Origin of the sequence: Martelella endophytica (genome assembly GCF_000960975.1) — a bacterium.
Classification (GTDB): domain Bacteria; phylum Pseudomonadota; class Alphaproteobacteria; order Rhizobiales; family Rhizobiaceae; genus Martelella; species Martelella endophytica.
Window position 1 is genome coordinate 384,226 of sequence record NZ_CP010803.1, and the last position, 20,312, is coordinate 404,537.

Consider the following 20,312-nt stretch of genomic DNA (forward strand, 5'->3'; position numbering starts at 1 on the left):
CATCCGTCAGTCCTCGTAGCGGCCGAAGTGGGTCAGCATCGACTTGGTGGCAATGCCCAGCAGAACCGTGCCGATGATCAGGGCCAGCGAGAACGACATCGTGTTGGTGGAGAACCAGTTGGTCAGCACCAGCCGGATGTTGCGGATCGAGAACGGCGTGTCGAAGATGAACACCGTCGCCCCCATGCCGACATTGTCGATGACGCCGGTATTGCGGTTATAGGTGGTGATCCGGCCCTGGACGGCATCCCAGTGCTGCCGTTTGGTCAAAGCCTCCATGCCGTTCGAAAGGTTTTCCGAGGACGGCGCCGCGATCAGGGTCCAGGCGCCATCGTCGTCCGGACTAGGCTCCTGGGCAATGATCATCGAGATCGAGTTCGGCGGCAGGTATTCCTCGTCCGGCCGCGGCAGGAAGCGCAGGGTCTCGAAGGAGAGGTCATAATTGCGCTTCAGGTATTTTTCGACCTCGAAAATCCAGTTGTACCACCCGGCGGTCACGGCCTCGTCCCATTCCTCGATGGTCGTTTCCGGCCCCTCGGTGAAATTGGCCTCGCCACCCACCTGCTGGGTCCACACGCTTCGGCTGGTCTGCGAGATCTTGGTCTGGTTCAGCACCTGCGCCGGTATCTGGCCGATACTGCCGATGAAGATCGCATCCCCTTCGCCGACATCGTCCATCGACTGCACGACATCGACAGGGATCTGGTGGCGCGCCGCATTGGCGAGCTTGCCAACGAAATTCGAGGCCGTCGCCAGCGTATCCGGGTTCAGCAGGTCGAGATAGAGCGGAATGCGGTCTTCGTGCCGTGCGTAAGGGAAGGACGTACCGCTCGTCGCCCAGAGATCCGGAACCTGCGCGACACGGCCGAAATTCGGCATATCGAATTCGCTGGTGTCGAACACGGCGAAGCGCGGCGTGGTGTCGGCCGTGGCACCCGGCAGGCACTCGGCATCGGCCTTGGTCAGGAGCGCCGCCTCGAGCACGATCTTGTTCACGCCCGGTTTCAGGTGCCGCATGGTGAAGGTCACCGGCGTTCGCCGAAGCACGGCGCCGTTGACGGTGCTGATCGGCCACGTCGCGGCGAGCTGGTCATTGACGAAGACATGCAGCCGGCTTCCCGGCAGCACGGACGGGCCATAGGCGGCATCCAGCAGAAGCCGGGCCTCGCCATAGGCATTGGCGTAGAAATCCGCAGGCAGGCCGATGGCGAACTGCGCGCGGAAGACGCGGCCGGAGAATTCCTGGGTCGGGATACCGAGCTGCTCGAAGGTGAGCGCCCGCTTGCCGGTCAGAAGCTGGGTATCCTGCTTGCGCCAGCCATGGGTCGAATAGGCTTCGTCCTTGACCGCGGCGGTGCGGGCGGCGGGCTGAGTGATGCCGTCGACCAGCGGGCCGATGCGCTGCCAGGAGGGCGCCACCAGCACCAGAACGCTCTGGCCGAGCTTGTCGCTCGACACGAACCGGGCCGTCTGGGTGGTGCCGATATCGGGAAGCGCATCGCCGAGCAACGGGCGCAGTTCGGCGGGCGTGCCGACATAGACCGGCAGGACGCCGGATTCAAACGTTGCCGGGGCCGACTTAGAATAGGTGAACATCGTGTTGGGCATGTCGGCGAGCAGGGCCAGACCCTGTGACAGCTCGACCAGCGGATCGGCCGTGATCGGATCGCCGATTGCCGGCGCCACGATGTGGAAACGGGTGCGGCCCATGTCGTCGACACCGACAGCGCGAATGTCATCAGTGCGCGACAGCAGCGCGGCGTTCGGATCGGTAAACATCAGGAATGTCCGTTCCTGATCGATATCGGTCCAAAGATCATAGGTCGAGTCCAGGTCGCAATCGGTGCGGTGACGCTGCTTGATCTTGAAGGAGACGAGATTGTAGCCCGGCTTCAGGACACCTTCGGGGATGTCGAAGCGCAGATCGGCCTTGCGCTCGGAGGCATCGAGCGGCGGCTTTGCGATTTCGATATTGTTGATCGAAATCGTCAGCGTCGAGAATTCCGGCGCCGTGAAGATCGAGTTCTGGTAGCCGATGTTGAATTTCGCCGGGGCCGCCGCCTGCGCTTCCGTCAGGTACATCGACCATGCGCGGTCGACATTCTCGCCTTCCATGCGCATCTCGTCGGCCGGGATGACATAGCGGAAGAACGGCATTTCTTCCGGCGCTTCCGGCGCGGGGGCGGAATAGACGGGATCATCTACAGCTGCGGGCGGTGGCCCGGAGCCGTCAGAGCCCATGGAAAACGGCGCCACGGGCGGTCGTGCCGGCGCCGGGCTCTGGGCAAGCACGATCTGCGGGGCGAGGAGAGCCGCGGCGAAGAGGAGAGCAATCTGTTTCATCAGCCCTTCCCCTTGGCGCGAGCAATGCCACCGCCACCGGTATTCGGCTGAACCTTGCCGATGAAATAGCTCATGCCGCGACCCATCTGCCGGACCGCCGTCTTGATGAACCAGAAGGTTCCGACCACCGTGCCCGGATCGTTCTTGCGGGATTGCAGAAGCTGCTGCCAGCGATCGGAGCTCGCAAACATGAGATCGGAAATGACGCTGTGGTGCAGGCTATTGACCGGCGCATAGCGGCAGCCGACCATGGCGAGTTCGCCAAGCGAGCGGGCATGGCGGATCATCACCGGCACCTCGCCCGGATCGCCACCCTTCAGTGGCTCGACCCTGAGGCGCGCTGCCGTGCCGGGACGCAGCTTGTCGAGATCGCGTACCTGCACCTGCAGGCCGGCGCCATCTGTAGAGACATCCTCGATCGTGCCGCGGTAGACGCTGTCGCCAATCACCAGTTCGCAGCGACGCGACATCTTCACGCGCCGTGCCTTCTGCCGTTCACCGGCCTCCGAGACAACGCCAAGAGCTGCCGCCGTCAGAAACAGATTGAGGAAGTTCCAGCCACCCACGACCCAGGTCACGCCGGCAAGATAGGGCTCGGCATAAAGCCGGTAGACCATCATCACGCAGGCCGCGACATAGATGAAGAAGATGATGAAGAACGGCCGGCTGATTTCCGAAAGCCGGCTGAACTCGATCGATTCATCCTTCGCCGTCACCTTGAAGGACGGCTTCTTCGGATTGAGGATTGCCGAGACCACGGCCGGCATCAGGTGCACTGTCTGGATGTATTCGTAGAGCTCGGAAATCCATGGCCAGCGGAACTGACCGAAGAGGTAGTTCTGGGTCAGGATATTCACCACGAGATAGGAAAGCGTATAGGCCAGGAACTCGCCACCCGAGGCGTCAAAGATCTGCAGGCCGAAGAAAAGGTAGCAGAGCGGCGCGATCATGAACGAGGCGCGCGCAAACGGGAACAGCCAGAACAGGTTCGACGACATGTAGCAGAGGCGCTGCGGTATGGTGAGGCCGCTGAGCAGGATCGGAAACTTGAAGCGCAGGATCTGCATCATCCCCTGCGCCCAGCGACTGCGCTGGCCGATGAAGGAGGAGAAGGTCGCCGGCTGCAGGCCGGCAATCAGCGGCCGGTCGACATAGACGCTGTTCCAGCCGTTGGAGTGGAGTTCGACGGCGGTTTCGCAGTCCTCGGTGATCGACACACCGGAGAAGCCGTTCACCGAATTCAGCGCCTCGCGGCGCAGAACGGCGGCCGAGCCGCAGAAGAACGAGGCGTTCCACTTGTCGAGGCCGCGCTGAATGATGCCGTAGAACATCTCGTTCTCGCTCGGCATCAGCTCATAGGTTCTGAGGTTGCGTTCCAGCGGATCGGGATTGATGAAGAAGTGCGGTGTCTGCACCAGGAACAGCCGGGGATCTTCAAGGAAGTAACCGACGGTTTCCTGCAGGAAATCATTGGTCGGCGCATGGTCGGCATCGAAGACGACGATCAGGTCGCCGGTCGTGTGCTGCAGCGCGTGGTTCATATTGCCCGCCTTGGCGTGCTCGTTGCGCGCGCGGGTGATGTAACCGACCCCGAGTTCGGCGGCGAGCTGGCGGAGTTCCCGGTGACGGGTCTGGGCAAGGCTCGCCTCGACAAGGTTCTTCGAGTTGCGCTTCTGCTCCGTACCGCCGTCGTCGAGCAGATAGACCTTCAGCTTCTCGGGCGGGTAGTCCATCGCCTTGGCCGCGGCAAGCGTGTTCGACAGAAGCGTGGCGTCCTCGTTATAGGACGGCACATAGACGTCGACATAGGGAAGCTCGCCCTCAAGCTTGCCCCAGCGCGGACGCACCGGCAACGGCAGCGACACGACGAACAGGCTGAGCGCCAGCATGCAGACCGAGAACATTTCGGCGATGTAGATGATCAGGCCGGGAATGAAGTTCTGCAGCTCGGTGATCGGCGGCAGCGTGCTGGTCGTGCGCCAGAACACATAGCGCAGCACGATGGACGTGCCGAAGGCGAGCGCGATCAGGCGCCAGTTGCCTTCCGCATGCATCTGCTTCAGCACCGTCATCACCGCCACGGCGACGACGCTGACCACGATCTGCGTGCGCAGGTCGATCGGCAGCGTGACAAGCCCGAGCACGAAAATCGAGGCGATGATCCAGAAGACAACGATTGCGGCCTTACGCATCAGGCGAAACCCTTCCCAGAACGCCGGCACCCTTCGGCCCGCAAAGACGTCCTAACACTTTGAAACTGCGCATTCTCCCGGCATCGCCCGTTTCGGGGACGCGCGCCGTTGCGCCGAACCATTCCGTATGCCGCGCCTCGCGCCTCCGGACATGCCGGGTGGCAATCAATCACGCCGTAGAACCCTTGCCGACGGCCAAAGTCACTGGCGCGGCACGAGGACAATAAATCCCAGAAAACTAAGATTTGTTTTCCAAAACGGATTTTTCCGAGCTTGTGCAATATGCATTGAAGCTTGTCCATCTCCAAGCCGCAACAGTTTTTCCTGCGTGTTGTTCGTGTCACGGCTGCCGCAGATGGAATGCTGAACCTCATTCGCAGGTAACGGTTGTGGACCCGGGAAGAAGCCGGCAGGGCGGCGTCGGAATGCTGCCCACGCTGCGCGTGGCCGCGGGTGCCGGAGCCGCCGGAGCCGCTGTCGTGGTCACCGGCGCGCTGGTCGTCTGCCGGCTAGGCGTCGGAATGGCGGACCCTGTTGCGGGCGGCGTCGAAATGGCTGTCGCGGGAGCGCTCACCGATGTCGGCGTCGTCAGCCGCGTCGCTGGCTGAGCCGGTGTCGGAATGGTCTGCGCCGGCATTGATGGCGGCATGTATGCGGGCGAGGCAATGGGCGTTCCCGGCGGCAGCGATCCGGCCGGCAGGACCTCGACATCGACTTCGCCGACATTGGTCGATACCGTCCGCGTCGCCGTGCTGCGCGTCGCGCTGCTTGACGTGCCGGAGGAAAGCACCCTGCTGGTATTGGCGAGGTTTTCCGGCCGGTCGTCATAGGCCTTGCGCGGATAGCTGGGCGCGCTGTGTCCGCCGAGGAGCGGCGGCGGCGCATTGGCGTCGCCGAACGGGTTCCAGCCATAGGCCTCGACGGCGGCGTTGATGGTGTAGCCGTACATGATCCCGAGCAGGTCGTCCTCGCTTGCCCCGGATTCGCAGAACCGCACGCGGATCTGGATGGTGGCGGGGTTGCCGAAGGCCGACAACGATTGCCGACCGGCGCGGATCTGCTGCCAGCCATACATGCACAGATCGTCGCCGCGGCCCTTGCCGAAGGCATAGCCGAACGGGCCATAATTGTTCTGGACATAATAGGGCGACTGTTTCATCGCAACGCCGGGGATCTCCTCACGCATCTCCTCGTCCACCTTCAGGTCTATGACCTGCTGGTAGGAGAGCGCGTTCTTGTTCATCGGCGAATAGTTGCCGGTCCCGAAGAAGATGGCGTTGATATAGTTCTGGCCAGGCGTGCGGGCGTTGGTGCGCAACAGGATCCGCTGGTCGATGGCGTTGGAATACTGATGCTCCAGCACCGACACGATGGCCGGGCCGCCGGGCGGCGGCATTACCGCCGCCTCTTCCGGCATCAGATTGCGTACGGCCGAGGTATAGGGCATCAGATCGCCGGCGCAGCCGGAAAGCATTGCCGCCGCAACGAGGGCCAGGAGCCCGCGGCACCTGAACCTTGATCTTGGGGCATTCAGCTTCATCATCTGGGGGCACCTTGAGTTCCGGCCCGGTTCGGCCATTTATACGCTTTGCCGCAGTTTTTTCAGAACTTGGTAAACAAACGCCTAACGGAGTGCTTCTGCCATGCAGGAGATTTTGGCCGTTTCTTACGAAGTTTGGCCCGGATTCGGCTATTTTTAATCTTTCTTAACGACAATATGGATTTGTAGTTGGCACGTTGCATTCGAAATGGGGGCCGGTCGCGACGGATTTCTACCGCGGCACCTGTTCATCGGGGCAGTTAAATAAGTTAAGTCCTACTGGCGGGCGGCGGCAATCGCCCATGGGGGACGCGGGATACAAACGATGCGCGCGCCGTGTCGGCAACCATTGCCCGTACTGGTCGGAGAATCGATGTCATGAAGTTGGCTTACATTGCACTGAGCGCGGGCGCGATCGCCATGATCGGTGCAATCGGCATGAATGGTTCCGGTTCCGACACCGCTGCGCGCCCCGCTTTGGCGCAGCAGGGCAACGAATCCTTTCAGGACGCCTACGACAAGATGGTGGACGGCGATGCGCCTGCCCCGGCCCCGCAACCGCAGCCCGGCTTTTCCTCCGTGCGCGAGGCGCAGGCCCAGGATAATAACGGCGACCTGCGCAACCTGCCCGACCAGCAGCAATCCCGCAGCGGCGACGTCACCCAGATCACCCGCAGCCAGAATACCGACACGACCCAGAGCGCGCCCGAAGCACCGGTTGGCCCCAGGGTCGACGAGAGCGCGCTGCGCTATTTCGCGCAGCAGGGCGACCTGCAGCGCCTGCAGGCAGAGATCTCGCGCCTGCGCTCGCTCTATCCCAACTGGACGCCGCCTGCCAATCCGCTTGCCGTCGAGGACGGCACGGATGAGCAGCTGAACACGATGTGGGAGGACTATGCCCAGGGCAACTATCAGGAAGTGCGCCAGCTGATCCAGCAGCGCCAGCAGGAGGAACCGGACTGGAAGCCGCCGGCCGACCTCCTGAACCGCCTCCATATCGCAGAAACCCGCGTCAAGCTTCTGCAGGCCGCCGATGACGGCAATTACGCACAGGTCATCGATCTCGCCTCGCAGGCACCAAGCCTGCTCACCTGCGCCGAGATCAACCTCCTGTGGCAGGTCGGCGAAGCCTTCGCCAAGACCGACAAGCTGTCGCGGGCCATGGACGACTACACCTACATCCTGAAGAACTGCGACAACCCGCAGGAACGTCTGGCGACCATGCAGAAGGCGCTCGAATTCATGCCCTTCGACGACATGAAGACGCTTCTGAGCTACGAGCGCACCAATGATGCCGGCCAGCCGGAATTCCAGGAAATCCGCGACACGCTGCTGCGCGACCGTTTCGCCGAGGCCGGCGACGACAAGACCATCGTCATCGCTCCCGAAGACCTCGCCCGCATGGAGCAGATCGCCAACGAGAGCAAGGACCCGGACGATTCCCAGCTTTTGGCTTGGTATTTCCTGATCCGCGACAGCGAGAATGCCGCCGAGGAGTGGTTCCGCAAGGCCCGCGACGAAGGCGATTCCGCCACCATCTCGCAGGGTCTCGCCCTGATCCTGATCGGCCAGGACCGGCCGGACGAAGCCGAGGCGATCATGTATCCCTGGCGCGATTCCTCCGCCGAGGCGATGGACACCTATCTCAATGCCGTCGTCAACATGCTTGGCGCCCTTCCCCGCCGGGATTATTCGCCGGAAGTCCTGAAGCGCATGGCGGACGTCGTCACCACCACCAAGAGCGCGACGGCAGCACAGCAGTTCGGCTGGTATTCCCACGATTTCGGCCAGCCGCTCGCAGCCTTGCAGTGGTTCGAGGCCGCGCTTTCCTACGAACCATGGGATGAGCCCGCCGCTTATGGCGTGACGCTGATGCTCAACGACATGAACTACAGGCCCGGCGTCTACCTGATGCAGAAAGTCTGGGCGCCCTATTCCGAGCGCATCGCCTGGCTCAACGACCCCTATGCGCCGGTGACATCGCTCGAGGACCTGACCGCAACGGTGTTCGAGCTGCGCAGCGTCGAGCAGCCGGGCGGCAAGTCGCAGACCGTGGCCGTGCCGATCGCCGAGATCAACCTTGCGACCGGCCAGCAGGAGCCGATCACCTCCTATGCGCAGGAAGCCATGGCGACGACCGATCCGCTCTCGGGCGGCCAGGGCGTGGCACTGACCGCGCCGCGCTATTACCCCGGCGCCGAACCGCTGATGGGTGCGCCCGAGGACACCCAGCAACTCAACAACTACGTGCCGGAATACTATCAGTATTACTATGGCGGCCAGAACGCCGCGGGCACGACGGCTGCTGCCGGCGGCGCCTCGGCTGCGCCGGTCATCCCCGGCATGAGCGAGCGCCAGGCCAGCCTTGCCGCCGCCTTCGCCCGGCTGAACGTGCCGGAATCGATGATCAAGACCGATCCGATCACCGGCGTCCAGACCGTGACCATCATCAACTCGGCGCTGCGCAATCAGGCCAACGGCTATCAGCCGTCTGCAGCCCAGATCCAGGCCGCCTTCTACACGACCGGCGAACCCTCGGAGAAGACCGAGATCTACCGCTTCGATCAGCAGGCCTATGCCAACCGCGACTATCTGCGCCAGTTCGAGATCAATACCTATCTCGATCCCGACGGCACCAACCAGCCGGCACTTGCCAACCTGGCCGGAACGACCACATCCGCCGCGACCACGACAACAACAACCCGTCGCGCGTCATCGTCGACATCATCGTCGTCTTCAGCCAGCAGCCGCTCGAGCGGCGGCAGTTCGTCGTCGGGCTCCTGCTGGTCCGGCAGCGATCCGGGCAAGCTCTCGCCGGATGCGGCCCTTCGCCAGGGCTGGTGCCTGATGGACCTGCAGCGGCCGATGGAGGCCGTCCGGGCCTTCGAGGTTGCCCTTGGCTCGTCGTCGTCGAAGAACCGCGAAGACGCCGCCTATGGCCAGAGCCTTGCCTATATGCGCCTCGGTCTTGACAACAAGGCCGCCGTCGCCGCCGCCCAGGAACCGCTCAGCAGCGATCGTCAGCTCGGCGTTCAGGTGCAGCTCCTGACCAACCGCGCCATCGCCGCCTACCAGGGCGGACACTATAACGATGCCCTGCTGATCCTCGACCAGCGCAACCAGCTTGCGCCGGAACAGACCGATCTGATGGCGATCCGCGGTTACGCCTACTACAATCTGAAGCGCTATCGCGACGCGATGCAGGTGTTCTCGGCACTGGCGGAGATGGGCAATCGCAAGGGCATGGAAGGGCTTGCGCTCACCCGCAACCAGCTCGGCCTTTCCACCAACTGACGACCTCCGGTCAGAGGTCGCGGGAAAAAACCTGGCCGACGAGGTCCCTGCCGAAGCTGTGATGAGCCTCCTCGCTTGTCAGGGTGAAGCCGGCATGCTCGTAGAGGCGCCGCGCATCGGCAAGCACGCTGTTGGTCCAGAGCACCATGCGCTGATATTGCGCCCGCCGCGCAAACAGCATCGCCTCCTCCACCAGCCGGCGGCCGATGCCGTGGCCGCGGGCGGCAGGATCCACATAGAGCATTCTGAGCCTTGCCGTGACGTCGTTCTCCCGCACCACGAAGACGGAGCCGACGACACCGCCATTGCGCTCGGCCAGCAGGCAGTAGTCCGAGGCCGAGTCGTAGTCGCGCTGATAGTTTGCGACGATCTCGCTCGCCAATGCCTCGAACTCGTCGTTCCAGCCATATTCCTCGGCATAGAGCACGGCCTGGCGATGCACGATGAAGCCGAAGTCGCCGGGCCGCGGGGCGCGCAGGATGTAGCCGGGGCTCGGCGCGCCGAGGAGCTGCTCGATATCCGCCATTGCCGCCAAAAGCCGCGACTGTTCGGTTTCCGAAAGATTGGAAAGGAGCGCCGCCACGCTCGCCCGAGAGGCCGCCTCGATCGGCGCCAGCGTCTTTCGGCCGCGCTCGGTGAGGCCCAGCTCGATCGCCCGGCCATCGGCTGCCGATCGCGACCGCCCGACCAGCCCGCCGGCCTCGAAGCCGGCGATCACGCGGCTGACATAGCCGGCGTTCAGCCCCAGTTCGCGACAGAGATCGGCGGCCGTTAGCCCGCCCCGGTGCGCCAGCTCGTAAAGAATCCGGACCTCCGTCAGCGTGTAATCACTGCCGGAAAGATGTTCCTGAAGGATGCCGATCTGGCGGGTATAAAACCGGTTGAAGCGCCGAACCGCATCGGCCCGATCGTCAAGCTGCGGCATCGCCACCTCCCATCATTGCTCTAGGCAAATTATTAATTGCTTGGAGCAACTATTGCAACGGCAATCGTCACGCTTCCGCCGGCGGCACGGAGCCTTACATCTAGAGAGTGGATCAGGCCTTGTCGGTGGGGAGTGTCCCGGCGCGCTTTTCGGCCTCGAACGAGGCGAGGGCATCGAAATAGGGCTCCTGGCGTGCGGAACTCCAGTATCTGAGCTCATCCAGCGGTATCGGCTTGCCGGTCACCGCGCAGACGACATGCGTGCCGGGAACGATGACCTCGAAATCGGAGTCGAGATAGCGGATTTTCGCCGTGCCCCGGCCATTGCCCTCGAGAATATTCAATATTCCAGCTCCATTGTTGTCGCCGCTCAGCGCCCGAACAGGCGTTCGATATCGGCGAGCTTGAGTTCTATATAGGTCGGCCGGCCGTGATTGCACTGCCCGGAACCCGGCGTGACCTCCATCTGCCGCAGAAGAGCATTCATCTCGTCGGCCCTGAGGCGCCGGCCGGAGCGCACCGAGCCGTGGCAGGCCATGGTGGCGGCCACCGCCTCCAGCCGGTTGCGCAACCCGTCGGCGGTTTCCCATTCGGCCGCCTCGTCGGCGAGCTGGCGGACGAGCGCCACGGCATCGACCTCGCCGAGCATGGCCGGCGTTTCGCGCACCGCGATCGCGCCCGGGCCGAACCGCTCGTAGACGAGGCCGAGCTGGGCGAGATCGTCGGCAAAGGGCATCAGCCGGTCGCAGTCCTCCTCCGGAAGATCGATGATTTCCGGAATGAGCAGCACCTGCGAGGGCAGCCGGCGATCGGCCAGCGCCTTGCGCATCGCCTCGTAGACCAGCCGCTCGTGCGCGGCGTGCTGATCGACGATGATGAGCCCCGTCTCCGACTGGGCGACGATGTAGTTCTCATGGATCTGCGCCCGGGCGGCGCCGAGCGGATGGTTCGCGGCGGGTGCCTCGGAGGGCGCCTCGGCAAAGGTCTCGGCCCGGGCGGACGGGCTGGCGAACCCGGAAAACCCATCCTGCGCCGCCGGCGCATCGGCAAAGGCCTCGGCCGGCCGTTCTTCAAATCCTTGCGGGCGATAGGGCGAGCGTGCGGCTGACCAGTCGGCGCTCGGCCGCCGCTCGAAGGCGGGCGAAAACGCCCGGGCCGGATTGTCACGCACCGCAAAGCCCGGACGAAAGGCATTCAGCATCGCATCTGCCCCTGTCGAGGAGGCGCGGTCGCCGGAGCGGGTCAGCGCCTCGCGGATCGCGCCGATGATGAGGCCGCGCACGAGGCCCGGGTCGCGGAAGCGGACATCGGCCTTGGCCGGATGGACATTGACGTCGACAAGCGCCGGATCGAGCGTGAACCACAGCACCGCCACCGGATAGCGGCCCTTCGGCACGGTCTCGGCATAGGCGGCGCGGATCGCGCCCATCAACAGCTTGTCCTGGACCGGCCGGCCGTTGACGAAGGCATAGACATGGCCGGAATTGCCACGGTTATAGGTCGGCACGCCGGCAAAGCCGGTCAAAGCCACATCCTCGCGCGCCGCATCGATCTCGATGGCGTTGTCGCGGAAGTCGCGGCCAAGCACCTGGGCGATGCGGGCCAGGCGATCGTCGCCGGTCGCCGCCAGTTCCAGCGTCGAGCGATCCGAGCCCGACAGCACGAACCGCACCGCCGGGAAGGCGAGCGCCATGCGCTTGACCACCTCGGTGATGGCGCCGGCCTCGGCGCGTTCGGTCTTCAGGAACTTGAGCCGCGCCGGTGTGGCGAAGAACAGGTCGCGCACCTCGACGATGGTGCCGGGATTGACGGGTGCCGGCACCGGCTCGGCGAGCCTGCCGCCTTCCAGCGCGATGCGATAGCCCTCACCCGCCGCGCGCATGCGACTTGCAATCGAAAGCCGCGCCACCGAGCCGATCGACGGCAGCGCCTCGCCACGGAAACCGAGCGTGCGGATATCGGTGAGATCGCCGGTGATCTTGGAGGTGCAGTGGCGGCGCACGGCGAGCGACAGGTCGTCCGGGCTCATGCCCGAGCCGTTGTCGGTGACGCGCAGCAGCGCCTTGCCGCCGCCGGCCGTGGCGATCTCGATGCGGGTTGCCCCGGCATCGAGCGCATTCTCGACCAGTTCCTTGGCAGCGCTCGCCGGCCGTTCGATGACCTCGCCGGCGGCAATCTGGTTGATGACCGTTTCCGAAAGCTGGATGATGCTCATGGCCCAGTCTTAACCGGATTCGCCTTCCTTGTGAAACCGAAGTTTTGACCGCTCAGAGGCCGTGCACCGCTCTGTAGGGCGGATCGAAGCGCGGCTTGGCGCCGGTGACGAGAGCAAAGGTGAAGCCGGCATTGGGCTCCTTGTCCGGCGTCGTGCCCTGGGCGGCGGTCGTGACCATCATCCAGCCGCCGTCGCGACCGATGAAGGCCGGGCAGGTCGGCTGCAGCGCCGGCAACTGGAACCGGCCGACGAGCCTTCCGTCGGGCTCATAGTGATCGAGCAGGCCGGCGCCGTAGCGCGCATTCCAGATATGGCCGTCGCCATCGCAAACCGCGCCGTCCATGCCACCCGGCCTGCCGGACGTGTCGATGAAGAGCTGCGGCTCGCCCTCCGGCAGCCCGGTTTCGGGATCGAGGTCGACCCGCATCAGACGATTGTTGTCGGTGTCGACGTAATAGCCGATATCGCCGTCCGGCGAGAAGCAGATCGCGTTCGGGATGGTGAGACGATCGAAGAGCTTGGTCACCTTGCCTTCAAGCACGTGATAGATGGCACCAGCCTCCTTCTCGGCCTGCTTGCCCATGGTCGAGACCCAGAAGGCGCCTGAAGGATGCACCCGTCCGTCATTGGAGCGGGTCGTCGGGTCGTCGGCTTCGATGGCGACATGCAATGTCAGCGCGCCGGTGGATGTGTCGCGGAAATAAAGCCCGGTCTCGGTGGAAAGCACCTGCCGGTGATCGTCAACAACAGCGAGCGCGCTTGCCATCTCGGTCAGCGGAATGACCCGGCGGTCGCGGTTGGAGGCATTGAGGAAATGCAGGCGGCAATTGACGATATCGAACCACCAGATGAGATCCGTCTTCGGATCGTAGCCCGGACCTTCGCCCAGCGTCATCCGGTCCGTGACCAGGATCCGGCCTTCAAAAACTGTTTCTGCTGTCATGCCTCTTCACGCTCCTCCGCCGATGCCTTTGCGGCACCTTGTCTGGTTGATGACCGAACGTCGCAGACTTTCTGCGGCATGGAAATGCGCAATCACAAAGTCAGAGCGCAATAACGCCGTTTGTGCACGCCAAATGCGAAAACATGGTGATGCCGGGCGGCAGCGACGGCGCTTACATGAAAAAAAATCGACGTTTTTGAACATCTGATCAATTGCAGCGACGAAGCCCAAAAAATAAGCGCAGTCAATAATTTGTGCAGTGCAGCAATGTCAGGATTCGGCGGCCTCACCGTTCGAACCGGCTAACCGGCTGTTCTTCCGCGAAAAAAGCCGCTTGCCAAGCGCTTACTAATAGTACACTCTCCCCCCAGTTCCAGAGGGGATGAAAACAATACGCGCCCAAGAGCGCGGACTTGAGAACAGAAAACACCGGCAGCAGTCATCCTTAAGGATGAATTTGCGCCGGTGTTTTTCTTGGCGTTTTCAAGTCCGGCCGGCCATTGGCGCGGAGGCATTTTCCCATTATCTACGTCTCAGCACAGAAAGAGACGTCATGACCGAACTCAGCAAAGATCAGGTTCTTGCGAGCCTCCAATCCGTCACGCTTTCCGACGGCACGCCGCTCGGCCAGAGCGGGCTTGTCTCCGATATCTTCATCGCCGACGGCAAGGCCTATTTCTCGCTCAGCGTTCCAGCCGACAAGGTCGAGGCCTTCGAGCCGGTGCGGCGCGCCGCCGTTGCCGCCGTCGAGGCTCTGCCGGGCGCAAAACAGGCGCTGGTGACGCTGACTGCCGACAAGCCGGCATCCGAGAAACCGGCGACGAAATCGAGGCCGACGGGGGAGCAGCAGGCAAAACCCGAAATTCCCGGCATTGGCGCGATCATCGCCGTCGCGTCTGGCAAGGGCGGCGTCGGCAAGTCGACGACCTCGGTCAACCTGGCGCTCGGGCTTGCTGCCGAGGGACTGCGCGTCGGCCTGCTCGACGCCGATATCTACGGCCCCTCGATCCCCCGGCTTCTCGGCCTTTCCGGCAGACCGATGCAGGGGCCCGGCCGCACCATCATGCCGATGGAAAAATACGGCCTCAAGGTGATGTCGATCGGCTTCCTCGTCGACGAAGGCACCGCCGTCATCTGGCGCGGGCCGATGGTGCAGTCGGCACTGATGCAGATGCTGCGCGAGGTCGCCTGGGGCGAACTCGACGTGCTCGTCGTCGATATGCCGCCCGGCACGGGCGACGCCCAGCTGACCATGGCCCAGCAGGTGCCGCTTGCCGGCAGCGTGGTCGTTTCCACACCGCAGGACCTGGCGCTGATCGATGCCCGCAAGGCGATCGCGATGTTCAACAAGGTCTCAGTGCCGGTGCTTGGCATCGTCGAGAACATGAGCGCCTTCATCTGCCCGGATTGCGGCGCGACCCACCATATCTTCGGCCATGGCGGCGCGAAGGCGGAGGCCGAGAAGATCGGCGTGCCCTTCCTCGGCGAAGTGCCGCTCGCCATGGATATCCGCGAGCGCTCGGATGCCGGAACCCCGGTGGTCGCCGAATTGCCGGACGGCCCGCACGCCGAAGCCTACCGCGCCATTGCCCGGGCAACGCGCGAGGGCCTTGGCGCCGGCGCCCGCAAGGGGCCGGCGATCGTGTTCGACTGATCAGGCGGAGAAGGCCAGTTCGCCGCCGATATAGGTCGCCGACAGCGTGAGGTCTTCCGACAGGATCAGGAAATCGGCGTCGAGGCCGGGGGCAAGCGTGCCCTTGGAGGTGACGCCGACCGCTGCGGCCGGATAGGCGGAGGCCATGCGCAGGGCCTCCTCGAGCGCGACGCCGAGCGCCATGCAGTTCTTCAGGCAGGTCAGCATGTCGGTGTCGGCACCGGCAAGTGTGCCGTCTGCGAGTGTCAGTCGGCCGCCCTTGCGATAGATGGTGCGGCCATTGAGCTCGAAACTCTGCAGATCCGTGCCGGTGACCGACATGGCGTCGGTGACGAGAAAGATCTTCCCCGGCCCGAGCTTGGCCCTGATCGCAATCCCCATCGCCGCCCTGTCGACGTGAAAGCCATCGGCTATCAGTCCGGCATTGAGCGCCCCCTCGGAGAGCGCAGCGCCGACGACACCGGGTTCTCGGTGGGTCAGCGGGCTCATGGCATTGAACAGGTGCGTCACCATGCTGGCGCCGGCCGTCACATATTCGCGCGCCGTCGCATAATCCGTATCGGTGTGGCCGAGACTGACCGTATAACCGGCGCCGGCAAGCCCCGAGACCTGCGCCCGCTTGACGCTTTCCGGCGCGACGGTGAGCAGGCCGACACCGAAGGCGCCGGCATTGTCGATCAGGAAATCGTAATCGGCCGCATCCATCGGCCGGATCAGCGCCGGATCGTGGGTTCCCTTGCGGGCAAGCGACAGATGCGGGCCCTCAAGATGCAGGCCGAGAAAGCCGGGAACGCCTGCGTCCTTCGCCGCCCGACCGGCGGCAACCGCGCTGCGCACGACCTCCGGCCTATCAGTGATCAGCGTCGGCAACAGCGCCGTGGTGCCGAAGCGCGCCGGCGCCCGGCAGATGGTTTCGAGCCCTTCGAGGCTCGGATCGTTGTTCAGCAGAACGCCGCCACCGCCATTGACCTGCAGGTCGATGAAACCCGGCACGACAAGCTTTCCCGCCGCGTCGATGATTTCCGCATCATGGGGTGCGCGGCGGGCAATGGCCTCGATACGATCGCCGTCGACAACCAGGACAAGTCCGTCACGAAACGCCGTCCCATCGAAAATACGTGCGCCGGTAACCGCCTTTTTCATCTCACTCGGTCTCCGTCACCTTGTTGAGCGCCACCGGCGAATCCGGATTGAAGCCGCGGGCGCGCGACAGGGTTTCGATGAAGCTGTAATAGGGCACGATCAGCGCTAAAGCGTCGGTCAGCGGATGTCCGGTGGCCACATGCGGCAGCACTTTCGGACCGTGGCCCTTTTCGGAAGACAGGAACACGTCCGCGCCCTTCTCGGCCATGCCGGAAGCCGTCTTGGCGATCGAGTCCTCCGCCTTGTCGCGGGCTGCAAAGGCGATCACCGGGAAGCGGGCCTCGACCAGCGAGACCGGGCCGTGCATCACCTCGGCGGAGGAATAGGCCTCCGCATGAAGCTCGCAGGTTTCCTTGCATTTCAGCGCCGCTTCGCTGGCGATCGCAAAGGCCGGGCCACGGCCGAGAACATAGAGCGACTGCGCATCGCGCATCGGCTCCATCAGCGCCGACCAGTCGCAGGCGAGCGCCTTTTCAAGATCCTCGGGCAGTTTCGCAAGCGCGGCCTTCAACGAGGCATCGGCCGTCCATTCGGCGAGAACGGCAAGGCCGGCAACGATCGAGTTCACATAGGATTTGGTGGCGGCGACCGCCTTTTCCGGACCGGCGGCGATGTCGATCGGCTGGTCGGCGATGTCGGCGAGCGGCGAGGCAATGGTGTTGACCAGCGACAGCGTCAGCGCCCCGCCCTCGCGCGCGGCCTTGCCGAGCGCCACGATATCCGGGCTCTTGCCCGACTGCGAAACGCAGATCGCAGCGGCCGTCTTCAGTTTCAGCGGCGCCTGATAGATCGAGGCAAGCGAGGGACCGAGGGAGGCGACCGGAACGCCGGCGGTCAGCTCGATCGCATATTTCAGGAACAGCGCCGCATGATCGGACGAGCCACGGGCGACGGTGACGACCACGGCGGGGTCCTTTGCCGCAAGCGCCCTGCCCGCGGCTGCGTAGCTCTCGCGGCCCTCGCTCAGAAGCCGCGCGGCGGCTGCCGGTATCTCGTTGATCTCCCGGCGCATATTGGTCAGTTCGTTCATGAAAGCTTCCTCGATACTTGTCTTCAGACGGCGTCTTGGTCGGCGACGTAGGCGACGGCGGAGCCAACGCTCTGGAATGTGAGTTCTGCGATGAGGTCATAGACATCGCTGCGGTAATAGGTTCCGGTCACCTCCACCACGCGTCCTTCGGCATCGAAAGCCGTGCGCAGGATGAAGAGCGCCGGCGCGCCGGGCGAAACGGCGAGCAGTTCGGCCTGGTGATCGTCGAGCACGCAGGCGGAAATCCTTTCCGTGGCGCGCACCGGGCGTCGGCCGCGTTCGGACAGGACCGAATAGAGCGAGCCGTTGACCTCCTGCGGCGCATCGAGAACATCCTGCGGCAAGGCGCTGTGTTCGATCGCCATCGGCATGTTGTCGGCGAAGCGGATGCGCGAGAGCCGCGCGATCTGCGTTCCGGCGGCAATCCCAAGCCGCCGCGCCTCATCATCGCTGGCAGGCATCAGGCCGCGCTCCAGCCACTGCGAGTGCGGCTTCATGCCGCGGGCCTGCATGTCTTCGGTGAACGAGCTCAGCCGCTTCAGCGACTGTTCGATGCGCTCGACCGGGCGGGCGACGAAGGTGCCGGCACCCTGGCGACGGGTGAGCAGGCCCTCGCGGGTGAGTTCGGCGATCGCGCGCCGGACGGTGACCCGGCTGACACCGGAAGCCTCCGCCAGATCGCGCTCCGGCGGCAACGCTGCGCCGCGCTCCAGCTTGCCATTCGCCACGGCTTCGGCGATCGCAGCCTTCAGGCGGCGGTAGAGAGGCCCCTCACCCGATACGTCGAGGTTCTCGAAAATAGTGTGCATGCAAGACTGTCCGTTTCGATCGTCTGGACCTCCCGAATCCATCCCGTGCGATAATACCAATATGATACCAAAGCGCAAGAAAGCTCTGTTTGTGTCGCGAAAATTTCAAGTTCGGATGCCGAAGCTTGCGGGAACGGCGCGGTCGCGGTCAAATGCGCCGCTTCACGAAAGAGATCGAACCATGCAGCTTCAGGCCATTGCCTATTTCAACGAACTGGTCCGTTCCCGCTCGATCCGGCAGGCCGCCGAAACGCTCGGCGTCTCGCCGACGGCGGTCAGCCGTCAGCTGGAGAACCTGGAAGCCTATTTCGGCGCACCGCTCCTGGAACGCGGCGCCCGCGGCATCGTGCTGACGCCTGCCGGACGGCTCTTCGCCGAGCGCTCGACGGCGATCATGCGCGACCTCGAGACGGCGCGGCAGGTGATCGACGATCTCGGCGGGCTGAGATCCGGCCACGTCTCGGTTCACGTCAACGGCGCGGTGATCAATGCCATTCTGGCGCCGGCGCTTGCAGAATTCTACGCGCTGTTCCCAGCGATTTCGATATCCGTCGCGGTCACCTCCGCATCGGCCGCCCTGAATGCGGTTTCGGCCGGCGAGAGCGATATTGCCGTGACGATGTTCTCGCCGAAGGATGCCCGCGTCGACACGCTGTTTTCGATCGCCGTCAACCACGAACCGGTGATGGCGCCGGACCATCCGCTTGCCGGCGAAGGCGAGATCACGCTTGCGGCGATCCGCCAGCACGCCATCGCCATGCCCGACCGCAGCTTTTCCATCCGGCGCGATTTCGATGACCGCCAGCGCGCCGTCGGGCTCGAGCCGGTCGAGGCGGCGTTCACGACCTCCTCGCTGGAACTGCAGAAGGAATTGGCCCGCCGGGGCACGGCGGTGCTCATCCTGCCGGCGATGACGGTGTCCCGAGAGATCGCGGACAACGTGCTGACCGTGAGGCCATTCGAGGAAAGCGCCGAGATTTCAAGCGACATGCGGCTTGTGCGCGCCGAGGGACCGACACCCACCTTTGCCGCCCGCACGCTCGCCGAGTTCCTCGAGGCCTTTCTGCGCGAACATGCACAGCGATAAGAGCGGCGTCAGTTGCGGCCCGGCAGCACCCGGTTCGGCGGTCGGTGGCCGTCGAAGAAGGTGCGGATGTTGATGATCACCTTGTCGCCCATGTCGATCCGGCTTTCGAGCGTTGCGGAGCCCATATGCGGCAGCAGCACCGCCTTTCCGGCGTCGGCAAGCTGCAGCAGGCGCGGATTGATGTCCGGCTCGTTCTCGAAGACATCGAGGCCGGCACCGGCGATGCGGTCCTCCTCCAGGCAGCGGATCATCGCTTCCTCATCGATGACATCGCCGCGCGAAGTGTTGACGATGTAGGCCTCGGGCCTCAGCAGCGCCAGGCGACGTGCCGAAATCAGGTGATAGGTTGCCGGCGTAGACGGGCAGTTGACGGAGACGATATCGACGCGGGCGAGCATCTGGTCGAGGCTGTCCCAGTAGGTCGCCTCCAGCTCCGCCTCGGTCTCCGGGCTGACGCGCTTGCGATTGTGATAGTTGACCGACAGGCCGAAGGCCCGCGCCCGGCGGGCCACCGCCGTTCCGATCCGCCCCATGCCGACGATACCGATCCGCTTGCCCCAGATGCGGCGGCCGAGCATCCATGTCGGGCTCCAGCCCTGCCATTCGCCCGGCCCGGCATTTGCCAGATACCGCGCCCCTTCGGCGAGCCGGCGCGGCACGGCGAGCACCAGCGCCATGGTCATGTCGGCGGTATCCTCGGTCAGCACGTTGGCCGTGTTGGTGACGGTGATGCCGCGGCGGGCGGCGGCGTCGACATCGACGTGATCGGTTCCGTTTGCGAAGCTTGCGATCAGTTTCAGCTGCGGCCCGGCAGCCTCGATCAGGCCGGCATCGATGCGGTCCGTCAGGGTCGGCACCAGAACGTCGGCGCGCTGCATGGCGGCGGCGAGCTCGTCGCGCGAGAGCGGATGGTCATCGCGGTTCAGGTGGGTGTCGAACAGTTCGCCCATCCTCGCCTCCACCGGCGCGGGCAGTTTCCGCGTGACGAAGACGACGGGTTTTCTGGCATTGGTCATCGGTTAACAGCTCATTAATCATGTCGGGCGATAATGCACATATTGGAGGCTTTTTTCCACCTGAGCGAACGGACGATGGCTCCGGCCGAAGCGGCGAGGGTGTCAGATGCCGCATTGCAGGA

14 protein-coding genes are annotated in these 20,312 nt (G+C 64.2%); 3 read left to right on the forward strand and 11 right to left on the reverse strand.

The window, feature by feature from the left end:
- Nucleotides 1-6 precede the first annotated feature (6 nt).
- From TM49_RS01785 to bcsN, 3 genes are all read right to left on the reverse strand, one after another.
- Entirely contained in the window at nt 7-2,343 is a 2,337-nt protein-coding gene (locus TM49_RS01785; RefSeq protein ID WP_052699662.1) for a cellulose biosynthesis cyclic di-GMP-binding regulatory protein BcsB, read from the reverse strand.
- On the reverse strand, nt 2,343-4,535 hold the full coding sequence (gene bcsA, locus TM49_RS01790) for a UDP-forming cellulose synthase catalytic subunit (protein WP_045679279.1): 2,193 nt from the start codon (nt 4,533-4,535) through the stop codon (nt 2,343-2,345). Before bcsA ends, TM49_RS01785 begins: the two co-directional genes overlap by 1 nt.
- A gap of 370 nt (nt 4,536-4,905) precedes the next feature.
- The gene (bcsN, locus tag TM49_RS22505; RefSeq protein ID WP_158498595.1) at nt 4,906-5,982 is read right to left on the reverse strand and encodes a cellulose biosynthesis protein BcsN; all 1,077 of its coding nucleotides are present in this window, start codon (nt 5,980-5,982) and stop codon (nt 4,906-4,908) included.
- Nucleotides 5,983-6,453: 471 nt separating this feature from the next.
- Here bcsN and TM49_RS22510 point away from each other — a divergent pair, with 471 nt between their 5' ends.
- Entirely contained in the window at nt 6,454-9,369 is a 2,916-nt protein-coding gene (locus TM49_RS22510) for a tetratricopeptide repeat protein (RefSeq protein WP_052699664.1), read from the forward strand.
- A 10-nt stretch (nt 9,370-9,379) separates the two neighbouring features.
- Here TM49_RS22510 and TM49_RS01805 read toward each other — a convergent pair whose 3' ends face one another.
- From TM49_RS01805 to TM49_RS01820, 4 genes are all read right to left on the reverse strand, one after another.
- Complete coding sequence (locus TM49_RS01805) at nt 9,380-10,294, reverse strand: bifunctional helix-turn-helix transcriptional regulator/GNAT family N-acetyltransferase (protein WP_045679280.1); 915 nt, start codon at nt 10,292-10,294, stop codon at nt 9,380-9,382.
- A 112-nt stretch (nt 10,295-10,406) separates the two neighbouring features.
- A complete protein-coding gene (locus tag TM49_RS01810; protein ID WP_045679281.1) occupies nt 10,407-10,637 on the reverse strand; it encodes a DUF2093 domain-containing protein in 231 nt (76 codons plus the stop codon).
- Nucleotides 10,638-10,663: 26 nt separating this feature from the next.
- Complete coding sequence (mutL, locus tag TM49_RS01815) at nt 10,664-12,508, reverse strand: DNA mismatch repair endonuclease MutL (protein ID WP_045679282.1); 1,845 nt, start codon at nt 12,506-12,508, stop codon at nt 10,664-10,666.
- 52 nt (nt 12,509-12,560) lie between these two features.
- Nucleotides 12,561-13,451 carry an SMP-30/gluconolactonase/LRE family protein gene (locus tag TM49_RS01820; protein WP_045679283.1) on the reverse strand — a complete coding sequence of 297 codons (891 nt, stop codon included), beginning with the start codon at nt 13,449-13,451 and terminating at the stop codon, nt 12,561-12,563.
- Nucleotides 13,452-14,004: 553 nt separating this feature from the next.
- Between TM49_RS01820 and apbC the strand changes: the two genes are divergently transcribed.
- The gene (gene apbC, locus TM49_RS01825; protein WP_045679284.1) at nt 14,005-15,105 is read left to right on the forward strand and encodes an iron-sulfur cluster carrier protein ApbC; all 1,101 of its coding nucleotides are present in this window, start codon (nt 14,005-14,007) and stop codon (nt 15,103-15,105) included.
- Here apbC and nagA read toward each other — a convergent pair whose 3' ends face one another.
- Genes nagA through TM49_RS01840 form a run of 3 tightly spaced genes read right to left on the reverse strand, consistent with a single transcriptional unit; the run spans nt 15,106 to nt 18,087 of the window.
- A complete protein-coding gene (gene nagA / locus TM49_RS01830; RefSeq protein WP_045679285.1) occupies nt 15,106-16,248 on the reverse strand; it encodes an N-acetylglucosamine-6-phosphate deacetylase in 1,143 nt (380 codons plus the stop codon).
- 1 nt (nt 16,249) lies between these two features.
- Nucleotides 16,250-17,278 carry an SIS domain-containing protein gene (locus tag TM49_RS01835; RefSeq protein ID WP_045679286.1) on the reverse strand — a complete coding sequence of 343 codons (1,029 nt, stop codon included), beginning with the start codon at nt 17,276-17,278 and terminating at the stop codon, nt 16,250-16,252.
- A gap of 23 nt (nt 17,279-17,301) precedes the next feature.
- Nucleotides 17,302-18,087, reverse strand: a complete 786-nt coding sequence (locus TM49_RS01840) for a GntR family transcriptional regulator (protein WP_045679287.1) — start codon at nt 18,085-18,087, stop codon at nt 17,302-17,304.
- Nucleotides 18,088-18,268: 181 nt separating this feature from the next.
- On the opposite strand from TM49_RS01840, the gene TM49_RS01845 reads away from it, so the two are divergent.
- Nucleotides 18,269-19,174, forward strand: a complete 906-nt coding sequence (locus TM49_RS01845; RefSeq protein WP_045684608.1) for a LysR family transcriptional regulator — start codon at nt 18,269-18,271, stop codon at nt 19,172-19,174.
- Nucleotides 19,175-19,182: 8 nt separating this feature from the next.
- Here the strand turns inward: TM49_RS01845 and TM49_RS01850 are convergent, their stop codons facing one another.
- Nucleotides 19,183-20,190, reverse strand: a complete 1,008-nt coding sequence (locus TM49_RS01850) for a 2-hydroxyacid dehydrogenase (protein WP_045679288.1) — start codon at nt 20,188-20,190, stop codon at nt 19,183-19,185.
- Nucleotides 20,191-20,312 lie beyond the last annotated feature (122 nt).

What these genes read in the sequence shown, in the direction of transcription:
- TM49_RS01785 (WP_052699662.1), bottom strand. Translation starts at nt 2,343, where the DNA reads ATGAAACAGATTGCTCTCCTCTTCGCCGCGGCTCTCCTCGCCCCGCAG.
- bcsA (WP_045679279.1), bottom strand. Translation starts at nt 4,535, where the DNA reads ATGCGTAAGGCCGCAATCGTTGTCTTCTGGATCATCGCCTCGATTTTC.
- bcsN (WP_158498595.1), bottom strand. Translation starts at nt 5,982, where the DNA reads ATGCCCTATACCTCGGCCGTACGCAATCTGATGCCGGAAGAGGCGGCG.
- TM49_RS22510 (WP_052699664.1), top strand. Translation starts at nt 6,454, where the DNA reads ATGAAGTTGGCTTACATTGCACTGAGCGCGGGCGCGATCGCCATGATC.
- TM49_RS01805 (WP_045679280.1), bottom strand. Translation starts at nt 10,294, where the DNA reads ATGCCGCAGCTTGACGATCGGGCCGATGCGGTTCGGCGCTTCAACCGG.
- mutL (WP_045679282.1), bottom strand. Translation starts at nt 12,508, where the DNA reads ATGAGCATCATCCAGCTTTCGGAAACGGTCATCAACCAGATTGCCGCC.
- TM49_RS01820 (WP_045679283.1), bottom strand. Translation starts at nt 13,451, where the DNA reads ATGACAGCAGAAACAGTTTTTGAAGGCCGGATCCTGGTCACGGACCGG.
- apbC (WP_045679284.1), top strand. Translation starts at nt 14,005, where the DNA reads ATGACCGAACTCAGCAAAGATCAGGTTCTTGCGAGCCTCCAATCCGTC.
- nagA (WP_045679285.1), bottom strand. Translation starts at nt 16,248, where the DNA reads ATGAAAAAGGCGGTTACCGGCGCACGTATTTTCGATGGGACGGCGTTT.
- TM49_RS01835 (WP_045679286.1), bottom strand. Translation starts at nt 17,278, where the DNA reads ATGAACGAACTGACCAATATGCGCCGGGAGATCAACGAGATACCGGCA.
- TM49_RS01840 (WP_045679287.1), bottom strand. Translation starts at nt 18,087, where the DNA reads ATGCACACTATTTTCGAGAACCTCGACGTATCGGGTGAGGGGCCTCTC.
- TM49_RS01845 (WP_045684608.1), top strand. Translation starts at nt 18,269, where the DNA reads ATGCAGCTTCAGGCCATTGCCTATTTCAACGAACTGGTCCGTTCCCGC.
- TM49_RS01850 (WP_045679288.1), bottom strand. Translation starts at nt 20,190, where the DNA reads ATGACCAATGCCAGAAAACCCGTCGTCTTCGTCACGCGGAAACTGCCC.